At 48.2% G+C, this 11,669-nt stretch carries 11 protein-coding genes; 9 read left to right on the top strand and 2 right to left on the bottom strand.

Going from position 1 to position 11,669, the window contains the following annotated elements:
* Positions 1 to 229: 229 nt before the first annotated feature.
* From dsdA to AC4EHJ_RS05145, 4 genes are all read left to right on the top strand, one after another.
* Positions 230 to 1,570 (top strand): D-serine ammonia-lyase, encoded by a 1,341-nt coding sequence (dsdA, locus tag AC4EHJ_RS05160; protein ID WP_490974504.1) that lies wholly within the window; start codon positions 230 to 232, stop codon positions 1,568 to 1,570.
* Positions 1,571 to 1,672: 102 nt separating this feature from the next.
* Positions 1,673 to 2,083: a VOC family protein gene (locus tag AC4EHJ_RS05155; RefSeq protein ID WP_490974503.1), complete on the top strand. Its 411-nt coding sequence runs from the start codon at positions 1,673 to 1,675 to the stop codon at positions 2,081 to 2,083.
* Between the two features lie 204 nt (positions 2,084 to 2,287).
* The gene (locus AC4EHJ_RS05150) at positions 2,288 to 3,193 is read left to right on the top strand and encodes an ABC transporter ATP-binding protein (RefSeq protein WP_490975620.1); all 906 of its coding nucleotides are present in this window, start codon (positions 2,288 to 2,290) and stop codon (positions 3,191 to 3,193) included.
* Positions 3,186 to 4,142 carry an ABC transporter permease gene (locus AC4EHJ_RS05145; RefSeq protein ID WP_490974502.1) on the top strand — a complete coding sequence of 319 codons (957 nt, stop codon included), beginning with the start codon at positions 3,186 to 3,188 and terminating at the stop codon, positions 4,140 to 4,142. Before AC4EHJ_RS05150 ends, AC4EHJ_RS05145 begins: the two co-directional genes overlap by 8 nt.
* 76 nt (positions 4,143 to 4,218) lie before the next feature.
* Here the strand turns inward: AC4EHJ_RS05145 and AC4EHJ_RS05140 are convergent, their stop codons facing one another.
* The gene (locus AC4EHJ_RS05140; RefSeq protein ID WP_490974501.1) at positions 4,219 to 4,896 is read right to left on the bottom strand and encodes an amino acid ABC transporter permease; all 678 of its coding nucleotides are present in this window, start codon (positions 4,894 to 4,896) and stop codon (positions 4,219 to 4,221) included.
* A 196-nt stretch (positions 4,897 to 5,092) separates the two neighbouring features.
* Positions 5,093 to 6,757, bottom strand: coding sequence for an Rqc2 family fibronectin-binding protein (locus tag AC4EHJ_RS05135; RefSeq protein ID WP_490974500.1), 1,665 nt, complete (start codon positions 6,755 to 6,757; stop codon positions 5,093 to 5,095).
* Positions 6,758 to 6,873: 116 nt separating this feature from the next.
* Between AC4EHJ_RS05135 and AC4EHJ_RS05130 the strand changes: the two genes are divergently transcribed.
* The 5 genes from AC4EHJ_RS05130 (at position 6,874) to priA (ending at position 11,661) form a co-directional block, all read left to right on the top strand.
* Positions 6,874 to 7,149, top strand: coding sequence for an extracellular matrix/biofilm biosynthesis regulator RemA family protein (locus AC4EHJ_RS05130; RefSeq protein WP_135503758.1), 276 nt, complete (start codon positions 6,874 to 6,876; stop codon positions 7,147 to 7,149).
* Position 7,150: 1 nt separating this feature from the next.
* On the top strand, positions 7,151 to 7,771 hold the full coding sequence (gmk, locus tag AC4EHJ_RS05125) for a guanylate kinase (protein ID WP_490974499.1): 621 nt from the start codon (positions 7,151 to 7,153) through the stop codon (positions 7,769 to 7,771).
* Positions 7,771 to 7,995: a DNA-directed RNA polymerase subunit omega gene (rpoZ, locus tag AC4EHJ_RS05120; protein WP_490974498.1), complete on the top strand. Its 225-nt coding sequence runs from the start codon at positions 7,771 to 7,773 to the stop codon at positions 7,993 to 7,995. Before gmk ends, rpoZ begins: the two co-directional genes overlap by 1 nt.
* Positions 7,996 to 8,069: 74 nt before the next feature.
* The gene (gene coaBC, locus AC4EHJ_RS05115) at positions 8,070 to 9,275 is read left to right on the top strand and encodes a bifunctional phosphopantothenoylcysteine decarboxylase/phosphopantothenate--cysteine ligase CoaBC (RefSeq protein ID WP_490974497.1); all 1,206 of its coding nucleotides are present in this window, start codon (positions 8,070 to 8,072) and stop codon (positions 9,273 to 9,275) included.
* On the top strand, positions 9,265 to 11,661 hold the full coding sequence (priA, locus tag AC4EHJ_RS05110) for a primosomal protein N' (RefSeq protein ID WP_490974496.1): 2,397 nt from the start codon (positions 9,265 to 9,267) through the stop codon (positions 11,659 to 11,661). The genes coaBC and priA overlap by 11 nt, the downstream gene beginning before the upstream one ends.
* The last annotated feature ends 8 nt before the right edge of the window (positions 11,662 to 11,669 follow it).

Raw genomic sequence — 11,669 nt, 5'->3', positions numbered from 1 at the left:
GAAAGTATTTTCGGCCGCAAGGGAAGTAAATGAAAATATTGGAAATAAAGTATTCGAAATGACAGCAAGATATCGTTTTTTCATTCGGTGCGGCAAAAAATTAACAACTACAGCTGATCAGATAATAAATTCCAATGAAAATGTCGGAAATTTTGCTGAAATCCTACTGTGCTTCTTGTATGATGAAAGCAATAAGCAATAAGCAATATGGAAAAGAAAGGGGATTTATATGGCGTTCAATGTGAATGAAATCGAAGTCTGGATAAAACGATACCCATTATTAAGAAACATTATCGAGCTTAAGGAAGTTACGTGGCTTAATTCCAGCGCACGGAAAATGGCGGAAGTGGAAGGTATGGCCGTAGACCGGCAAGACATGGAACGAGCGGAAGCATTATGGGAGCGGTTTGCGCCCTTTATTGCCAAAGCGTTTCCAGAGACTGCGGGACAAGGCGGCATCATCGAATCGCCGCTGAAACGCGTTGACGGTATGAAGCAGCAATTGAATTCATTTTTTCAAGCGGGCATTACAGGCGGGCTTTACGTAAAATGCGATAACGAGCTGCCGATAGCGGGGTCTGTCAAAGCGCGCGGCGGCATTTACGAAGTACTGCAGCATGCAGAACAGATGGCATTGGCTGCTGGCATGATTGATGCTTCAAAAGATTACAGCCAATTTGCCAGTGAACGGTTCCACCGGTTCTTCAACGGCTATTCGATTGGTGTGGGTTCAACAGGAAACCTCGGCTTGAGCATCGGAATTGTTGGGGCAAAGCTTGGTTTCCGGACGACCGTTTACATGTCAGACGATGCCAAACAATGGAAGAAAAGTTTATTGCGTGCAAAAGGCGCAACTGTGCGGGAATGCAGCGGTGATTTCAGCAAAGCGATTTCGGAAGGACGGGAAGCCACAAAACGGGATCCAACTGCCTACTTTGTCGATGACGAAAAATCGCGGCATTTATTCCTCGGCTATAGCACAGCTGCTTTCCGGCTGAAAATGCAATTGCAGGAGCAAGGAGTCATTGTCAACGCGGATCATCCACTCTTTGTCTATTTGCCATGCGGCGTCGGCGGGGCTCCTGGCGGCATCGCTTTCGGCTTAAAGCAAATCTATGGTGATTCTGTACATTGCTTTTTTGCTGAGCCAACCCATTCACCGGCCGTACTGATCGGCTTGTTGACGGGTGAAAAGGAAAGCGTCTGTGTGCAAGATTTCGGCATCGACAACCGGACGGAAGCAGATGGGCTTGCGGTCGGCCGGCCATCGAGCTTTGCCTCAAGCAGCAGCGAACAATTGGTCAGCGGCGCTTACACCTTAGAAGATGATGAATTATTCAAGTTGCTGAAGCTCTTGTCTGACAGCGAAGGCATGTTCATCGAACCGTCAGCAGCGGCCGGGTTTCCAGGACCGCAGAAAATTTTGGCCACAGGTTACGCGGCAGCGAAAGGCCTAAATCTGGATAATGCCAACCATCTCGTATGGGCGACGGGAGGAGCGCTTGTTCCGGATGACGACCAGCACCATTTTTATGCTAAAGGCAAAGAATTATTGGCTTCATTGAAATAGTCCATTCGCCTCCTTTTTGAAGAATCTTACAAATTCAGCAGGACTCTTTCGATTTTCAGCGAATAAATACAGCAATAAATTCACTGGAAAGGTGGAGGAAGTATGGCACTCAAAGCAAAGATGATTTTTGTCAACTTGGCAGTAAAAGACTTGCAAAAATCCAACGATTTTTTTACACAGCTCGGTTTTGAATTTAATGCTGAAATGACGGATGAAAAAGGAACATGCATGATTGTCGGGGAAAATATCTTCGTCATGCTCTTGACCGAGGACTTCTTTAAGAAATTTACCAAGAAAGAATTGGCTGACCCTACAAAAAACTCGGAAGTGATCGTGGCGATTTCGGCCGACAGCAAAGAAAGCGTCGATGACTTGGTAGGCAAAGCGCTAGCAGCAGGAGGTTCGGCATCCAATGACAAGATGGACGACGAATATATGTATGGCTGGAGTTTCCAGGATCCGGACGGACATTTATGGGAAGTGATTTATATGGAAGAAAGCTTCACCCCTTAAACGCTCCGAAAAGCGCTGAATCCACTTTATTGGATTCAGCGCTTTTTTGCCGTCCGTTGTAGCGATAGAGTTCTTTTGAGGGGAATTATTTCTTTCGTTACGGAAACTAATTTCCAAAAATGGAAACTTTATTGCAAACAATTCGTATAGCTGTATAGAAGTTAAATTTATGGAGGTGTTTTCTTGGCTAATCCAGCAACAGCAATGCAATTAATTGAATTAAAGAAAACCATTGGCAACAAGTCGATTATCAAAGGTTTGACATTCGAAATCAAAAAGGGTGAAGTTTTTGGCTTTTTGGGGCCGAACGGCGCAGGGAAGACGACGACGATCCGAATGATGGTCGGCTTGATGGATATCACAGAAGGTGATGTGCTGATCGAAGGAAAAAGCATAAAAGATGATTTCAAAGAAGCTATTCGCCATGTCGGGGCTATCGTGGAAAATCCGGAAATGTACCCATTCCTGAGCGGCTGGAAAAACTTGCAGCAATATGCGCGAATGACGGAAGGCGTTTCTCAAGAACGGATTAAGGAAGTGGTTGAATTGGTTGGCTTGGGAAATGCCATCCATGAAAAAGCAGGCCGCTACTCGCTGGGCATGCGGCAGCGGCTCGGCATTGCGCAGGCGCTGCTTCATCGGCCATCGATCCTGATCCTCGATGAGCCGACAAACGGTCTCGACCCATCAGGTATTCGGGAAATCCGGAAATACATACGCAATTTGGCTGAAAAAGAAAATGTCGCGGTCATCGTTTCTAGCCATTTGTTGTCGGAAATTGAACTGATGTGCGACCGGATTGGCGTCATCAAAAAAGGCGAATTGATCGCCATCGAATCCGTCAAGAATGTGGAAGATCATAGCGTCTTAAAAGATGTCCATATCGAGGTGCATCCGCTTGAAATGGCCAAGGATTATCTGCAAAGTGAAATGGATCAAACCATCGGCATCAATAAAAAAGAACTGATTGTCTCGGCAAAACGAGAGGATATCCCGCAAATTTTGAAAAACCTCGTCAATAGAGGAATGAATGTCTACGGGGTGCGAGTTCTGCAATCGACGCTGGAAGATAAATTCTTTGACTTGATTGGAGAGAACGCAATTGAATAATTTCCTGAAGCTGGTGTGGAACGAACAGATAAAATTATATGCCAAAAAATCGACATGGATTATGATTGCGCTCATTGCGGCAATCGTCCTTGGTACCGGTCTGCTGGCGAAATTTATGGATTCCGGGATTCAGACAGAAGAGTACGGCGCAGATTGGCAATCGGAATTGCAGAAAGAAAATGCGGCGCTGGCGAAAGAGATGGAAGAAGACGAGTTTGCTGGGTTTTCGAATCCGTTCTTGATCCAGAAAAACGAGTACTACTTGGAAAATGACATCAAGCCCTTGCCTTATGACGGCTGGGAGTACGTGCTGGAAAACGCAGCACTCACTTCGCTGCTAAGCTTGTTCACCATCATTATTGCAGCGGGAATCGTTTCCAATGAATTCAAATGGGGCACGATCAAGCTGCTGCTGATCCGCCCGATTTCACGCAGCAAGATTTTATTGTCTAAATATGTGTCGGTATTGTTGTTTGCTTTGGCGTTATTGGTTTCGATGTTGGCTGCTTCCTGGATTGTGGGAGCGCTGCTGTTCGGACTGAACGGTATGTCGCCGATGATTGTGCAAGAGACAGCAACGGGCTATGAGCAAACCTCAGTTCTTAAAGAAATCCTGCAAGGCTACGGTTTTGGCATGGTGACCTTGGTGATGATGGCAACGTTCGCCTTCATGATTTCGACGATCTTCCGGAGCAGCGGCATGGCAATCGGCTTGGCAATATTCTTGATGATGGCCGGCAATACGCTTGTAGCTTTCGTTTCGCAATACAGTTGGTCTAAGTATATCCTGTTTGCAAATACGAATCTCCAGCAATATTTCAACGGCTCCGAGCCGATGATCGAGGGCATGTCGCTGGCGTTTTCACTTTCCATGCTGGCCATTTATTTTGCCATTTTCATGGCAGCGGCTTGGACAGCGTTCACGAAAAGGGATATTGCAGGGAATTAAATACAAAAAAGGCCGAACCTCCATTTCTGGAGGCTCGGCCTTTTTTTGATCTTTTATTCGGCTGGCAAAGAAAAATTTACAGGTATTCTTCAAACCGTTTCTCCAAATAATTCTGCAGCACAGTCATGACCGAACAGATGGCCCAGTAGATGAGCGCTACTAGGATAAGCAGTGTCAGCAAATCGTATTCGCGGGCACCGACGACGCGGGCTTTTTGGAAGACTTCAGGCACGGTGATCATCGCTGCGAGCGAAGACGCTTTGATCAAATCGAGGTAGACATTCGACAGCGGTGGAATCGCAATGCGCACGGATTGCGGCAAAATGATGCGACGCATCGACTGCCAATAAGTCAGCCCCAATGCGCGGGCCGATTCCCATTGCCCTTTGTCGACAGAAGCGAGCGATGAGCGGAACACTTCTGCAATATAGGCAGCAGAATTGATGGAAAACCCGATCAAAGCCGCTTGCACAGCGGTGAACTGGATGCCGATGACGGGCAATGCGAAGTACAGCAGGAACAGGATGACCAAAATCGGAACGCCGCGCATGAATGAGATATACAAGCGCGCAGGCCATTCCAGCAGGCGGTAGGGTGCGGTTCTGGCGAGAGACAGGAAAAAGCCGAGCACCAGGCCGATTGCCATGCTGACTATTGAGATCAATAACGTGTACCCGATACCGCCCAAGACGTATGGCAGCGAATCTATAGCCAGTTGAGGGTCAAAAAGGAGCCCCCATTCAATATCATTCAAAGAGAAAACCTCCAATGCAATTGATTGAAATAGAAAAGTCCTTTAAAAACATAGCATTTCCAGAGGGACACGGCAATGTCTGGGTCACTTGAAATACAATATAAATGTTATGTAAACAAAAAAATTCTTGGTTTTCGCTGTTAACTCTGCAAGCATAGAAAAAGCGGGAAGGCTTCAAAGCCTTCCCGCCCACTGTCTATTTTTTCAATTTGATGACTAAGTCTTCGTCAGGGGTGACGAACACCGTTTTCTGTTCAAAATAAATGACAAAGCCCGGTTTGGCGCCGCTTGGCTTTTTCACTTGACGGACTTCAGTGTAATCGACCGGCACGGAGCTCGATCCGCGCGCTTTGCTGAAATAAGCAGCGATGGTTGCGGCTTCCAAGATCGTCGTTTCATCCGGATCGTTCGAATGGATGACGACATGCGAGCCGGGAATGTCTTTCGTGTGCAGCCAGGTGTCGGATTTCGATGCTACTTTGAATGTTACATAATCGTTCTGCTTGTTATTTTTGCCAACTGATATCTGCACGCCAACGCTCGACACGTAAGACTCGACGGAAGGTTTCACAGGTTTTTTCTTTTTCTTCGATTTCTGTGCTTTCATGAAGCCTTGCTCCGCCAGCTCCTCACGGATTTCTTCAATGTCGGAAATGCCAGCTTGCTGGACTTGCTGCATGAGCGTTTCGAAATAGTTTATATCATCTTCAGTTTTCTCAATCTGCTCTTGCGTTTTTACAAGGGCAGTTTTCGCTTTTTGATAGCGTGAGTAATATTTCTGGGAATTCTCAATCGGCGTTTTCCGCGGATCCAAGGCAATCAGAACGGTTTCGCCGTTGTAATAATTTTCGGCATCGATTTCTTTCAATCCTTTGGTCATGCGGTGCAGGTTCGCCATGATCAGCTCGCCGTTCAATTGCAGCAAATCGCGTTTTTCAGCCTGGTCTTGCTCTTTCTTCAGTTTTTTCAGTTTCCCTTTCAGCTTGGCAATTTCATTTTGCAGCCAGCGTTCAAGGTCGCCAGCTTGCTGTTTGACGCGGTCCCGTTCTGCTTTGGCGTAATACATGCGGTCCAATAATTCGCCAAGCGCTGGAAATTCGAGTGTGCTGCCAGTGATATGAGTCAAAGGCGCGGCAGAGAAGAAACTTTTGCCTTCGTGTTCGACGTAATAGCCGGTTGGCTGCTCTTTCAGGAATTCATTCAGGTATTGCTCGGCTGCTTCGGCTTTGTTTTCGGTTTGGTTAAGGCGGTAGACAAGTTCACGTGCGTTGAGCGGCGAAAATCCGGCATAAGCGCTGACAATTTCAGGTTCACTGAGTTCTTCGAGTTCAGTGGAAGCGCTGAATGGATTTTTTTTCTCCTGGGACGGCGGGAAGACATAAGGTTGGCCTGGCAGCACAGTGCGGAACGAGTTGACGCTCGGCGGCAAATGCTTGAGGCTGTCCAGAATCATCATCCGTTCGGCGTCGACGAGGATGACATTCGAATGCCTGCCCATCAATTCGACATGTAATTCGCGTTCGATGTCGTCGCCGATTTCGTTTTTGCTTTTGATTTTCAAAATGATGAGCCGGTCCATTTCGTGCTGGCTGATGCTCGAGATGACGCCGCCTTCAATATGCTTGCGCAGCAGCATGCAGAACATTGGAGGTTCGGACGGATTGGTGTTTGCCATATTGGTGAGGTGCATGCGTGCATATGACGGGTGGATCGAAATTAATAATTTATGGTTTTTCCCTTGCGCGCGTATGTGCAAAAGCAGTTCAAGCTGATTGGGCTGATGAACTTTTGAAATCCTGCCTGACACGAGCTGTTGGAGCTCACGCGTCATCGCTCTTGTAAATAATCCATCAAATGCCATTAAAAATCCCTCTTTCAAATCGTTTTGTTCCATCTTATCATTTTCACGGTGTATTATGATATAATAAGACAGTTAGATAGAAAACGAAGAACAATGACCAGTTATGGGTGGCGGTGATGTCTGTGAAAAAAGCGGTGAAGTTTGTTTCTCTCGGCAGTGGCAATGCCGTGTCGGTGAATCGAATCGTTTCGATCGTTACACCAGATTCTGCACCGTCCAAAAGACTGGTTCAGGAAGCGCGCAGCAAAGGCTTGCTCGTTGATGCGACAGGCGGCAAAAAGACCAGATCGATTTTGGTGATGGACAGCGACCACGTTGTCATATCCGCTATGTCAGCTGAGACATTGATTGCGCGTGCTGAAGAAAATGACGACGAAACGAATGAGGGATAAAATGAGAAAACATCGCGGACTGCTGATTGTATTATCAGGGCCTTCGGGTGTCGGTAAAGGCACCGTCAGAAAAGAGCTGTTCTCACAGCCGGATACGAATTATGAATACTCCATTTCAATGACCACCCGCTCGCCGCGGGAAGGGGAAGTGGATAAAGTCGATTACTTCTTTAAGACCCGCAGCGAATTCGAAGAGCTGATCGAGCAGGGCAAATTGCTCGAATACGCGGAGTTCGTCGGGAATTATTACGGCACACCGCTTGATTATGTCAATATGATGCGGGACGCTGGACGGGACGTGTTTCTGGAAATTGAAGTGCAAGGTGCAGCCCAAGTCCGGTCGAAAGTTCCGGATGGCTTGTTCATCTTCCTTGCACCGCCGAGTTTGTCCGAACTCGAAGATCGGCTGGTCGGCCGCGGCACAGAAACCGATGAAGTGATTGCTTCTCGGCTTGGGGCAGCGCGCCAAGAACTTGAAATGATGAATTTATATGACTACGTTGTTGTAAATGACGAAGTCGAACACGCATGTGACCGCATCAATGCGATCATCATCGCGGAACATTGCAAGCGTGAACGTGTTGAGCAACGCTATCTTGATATGCTAAAGGAGAATGTCTGATGTTATACCCATCCGTTGATAAATTAAAAAGCAAGATCGATTCGAAATACTCGTTGGTGGCGCTCGCTTCTAAACGTGCCCGTCAATTGCATGAACACGGTGACGAAAAGCTTGATTCTTACGTGTCCGCTAAGTCAGTAGGCAAAGCGCTTGAAGAAGTGGCTGCAGGCGTTTTGAAGATCGAACATCAAGACGAATTCGCTATCTATGAAGATGAAATTTAACCATTAATCGCAACCGACGACTCCCAGAGCAAATTTGTTCTTTGGGAGTTTGTTGTTTAGAAAGGGTGTTTGTGTTGTTGGCGAATCGTAAAATCCTATTATGTGTAAGCGGAGGCATCGCTGTCTATAAAGCGGTGGCTTTGGTCAGCAAACTGTCGCAGGCAGGTGCTACTGTCAAAGTGATTATGACGGAATCGGCACGGCAATTTGTCCAGCCGCTGTCGTTCCAAGTAATGTCCCGCAATGATGTCTATTTTGATACTTTCGATGAAAAGGATTCCTCGGTGATTGCGCACATCGATCTGGCTGATTGGGCTGACTTGATCATAGTGGCGCCTGCAACTGCAAATGTCATCGGCAAATTGGCAAATGGCATGGGCGACGATATGGTCACCACGACTTTGCTCGCAGCAACAGTTCCGATTTGGGTCGCCCCTGCGATGAATGTCCATATGTACGACCATCCAGCTGTCAAACGGAACATCCAGCAGCTGCACGTAGATGGCATCCGATTTATCGAACCTTCTGAAGGTTTTTTGGCTTGCGGCTATGTCGGAAAAGGGCGGCTTGAAGAGCCGGAGAAAATTGTGGAACTTGTTTCCGATTATTTCACCCGTCCCAAAACGCTGGCAGGAAAAAAAGTGGTTGTTACTGCGGGGCCGACGCGGGAGCGCATTGACCCTGTCCGTTTTTTAACCAATTTTTCAAGTGGCAAAATGGGCTATGCTATGGCCCGTGCAGCGGCTGAAATGGGCGCAGAAACAATTCTGATCAGCGGACCGGTTTCGCTTGAGGTGCCAAAAGGGGTCAAACGGATATTGGTGGAAAGCGCGGAAGATATGCTGAACGCGGTGAAAGCGGAATACCCGGATTCTGACATCGTCATCAAAACAGCGGCAGTGGCGGATTACCGGCCCGTTCATGCGCATTCGCAGAAGATGAAAAAGCAGGCAGGCGGTTCAACGATTGAACTTGAACGCACGGTTGATATCCTGCAAACGCTCGGGCAGGAAAAAAAACACCAGATATTGATCGGATTTGCGGCGGAAACGAATGATGTCGCGCATTACGCGAAAGAAAAGCTGGCACGGAAAAATGCGGATTACATCATCGCGAACGATGTCAGCGAAGCGGGTGTCGGCTTTGAGTCGGATACCAATCGCGTAACGGTTTACGGCCGCAATGATTTCGAGCGCAGTTTTGACATGCTGCCGAAAGAACAATTGGCGCAGCAGCTGCTCGGACTGATCGTGGAAAGGGAAGATTTGCATGATAGCTGAAGTGATTGTCGATGTAGCTGCCCATCCCATTGACCGGCCGTTCGATTACGCCGTTCCGGAGGAGCTGCAAGTGTTGGTTGAACCGGGCATGCGCGTCAAGGTGCCGTTTGGTCCACGCAAAGTGCTCGGCTTTATCACCGCATTAAAGGACACATCGGATTTCGATGTGTCCCGCTTAAAGCCGATCCATGAATTGATGGATGTGGTGCCAGTCTTGAACGAAGAATTATTGGCAATGGCGAAATGGATGAAAAAACAGACTGTGTGTTTTGAAATAGATGCTTTGCAAGTCATGATCCCATCCGCATTGCGCGCGAAATACGAAAAGCGTTTTGTTTTGAATGCACCGCTCGAGGAACTGCCAGAACCGCTGCGTCCTTATTTTGATAAACGGCCGTTTGTCCGTTCGCAGGACGCTGTCGAGGTCTATGGTTTATTGAAGAAAGAACTGGAGCGCGGCACGGTTGCCGCTGATACCGACATCTCGCAGCAGACTGCCGTCAAAAAAGCGCGGATGATCCATATCACGGATTCTCTGGAAAAGCTGGAGTCAATCGAAATCCGCTCGAATGCCAAGCAGCAGGTCAAGCTGATGGCTTATTTTAAAAACCATCTTGGAAAAGCGATCGAGTCTTCGGTACTGCAAAAAGAAGCGGGAACGACTTTGCCGACCATTTACAGCTTGGCAGAAAAAGGCGCAGCGGAAATCCGCAATGAAGAGCTGTACCGGGATCCGAAATTATTGAGCAACATCGAGAAAAAACCGAATCTGCAATTGACCGAGGCGCAGCAAGCCGCGTACGACGCAATTGCTGGGGCTTTGAATAAGCCGAAAACCTTCTTGCTGCACGGCATCACCGGCAGCGGTAAGACCGAAATCTACCTGCAGACAATCGAAGAAGTGCTGAAATCTGGCAAAGAAGCGATCATGCTCGTGCCGGAAATTTCGTTGACTCCCCAAATGACGCTTCGTTTCAAGGAACGTTTTGGCGACTTGGTGGCGGTGCTGCACAGCGGCTTGTCTGCCGGTGAAAAATACGACGAATGGCGGAAAATCCAGCGCGCCGAAGTGAAAGTAGTCGTAGGCGCTCGTTCAGCGATTTTCGCTCCTTTCCGCAATTTGGGCCTCATCATTCTCGATGAAGAACACGAATCGAGTTATAAGCAAGACGATTCGCCGCGCTACCATGCAAGAGATATGGCCATTTGGCGCAGCGAATACCATAATTGCCCGGTCATCCTGGGCAGTGCGACTCCATCGCTTGAGTCTTATGCGCGCGCGCAAAAAGGCGTCTACGAATTGCTGGTGCTTGAAAAACGGGCGAAAAACCAGCCGTTACCGACCGTCCACATCGTCGATATGCGAGAAGAGCTGCGCAACGGCAACCGGTCCATGTTTTCGGTGCCGCTTGCAGAAGCGATCCGCGAACGCCTCGACCGCAAAGAACAGACAGTGTTGTTCCTCAACAAACGGGGTTATTCCTCGTTCGTGCTGTGCCGTGATTGCGGAACGGTCATGCAATGCCCGAACTGCGATATTTCGTTGACCTACCACCGCTCAAGCGAATTGATGAAATGCCATTATTGCGGTTACGACGAACCGGTGCCGCATACATGCCCTGAATGTCAAAGCGAACACATCCGTTTCTTCGGAACCGGAACGCAGAAAGTAGAAGAAGAACTCGCCAAATTGGTGCCTGAAGCCCGCGTGCTGCGGATGGATGTCGACACAACGCGCAATAAAGGCGCACATGAAAAAATTCTGGCGGCTTTCGGGGAAGGCAAAGCGGATATTTTGCTTGGCACCCAAATGATTGCCAAGGGCCTTGATTTCCCGAATATCACGCTAGTTGGGGTTCTATCCGCGGACACGACGCTGCATCTGCCTGATTTCCGGGCGGCTGAAAAAACCTATCAGCTGTTGACGCAAGTCAGCGGACGCGCGGGGCGCGATAAATTGCTGGGAACGGTTTTCGTGCAGTCATATACACCGGATCATTATGCCATCACTCTGGCAAAAGACCAATTGTACGAGCCGTTTTTCGAACAGGAAATGGCAATGCGGCGTGCCAGCGGCTATCCGCCGTATTATTACGTCGTCAATGTGCAGTTCACGCACGAAGACTTGATGACGGTCGCCGGATACGCGGACCAAAGCGTCCGGTTCCTGCAAAGCCAATTGTCCCAAAGTACGCTGATCATCGGGCCATCCGCTTCGCTGATCGCCCGCGTGAACAATAGATATCGCTATCAATGTTTGATAAAATACAAAAAAGAACCGAAGCTGGCCGATGTCATGCAGCAGCTGATCAAAATTTATCGCACGGAATGGATAAAAAAAGGCGCTACATTGTCGATCGATATGAATCCGACTTCGGTGATGTAAAAGAAATG

The sequence above is a fragment of the Planococcus sp. TJ-301 genome (assembly GCF_058268475.1).
Note: the sequence above shows the minus strand (reverse complement) of the source record. Positions and strands in the feature narration are given on the sequence as shown.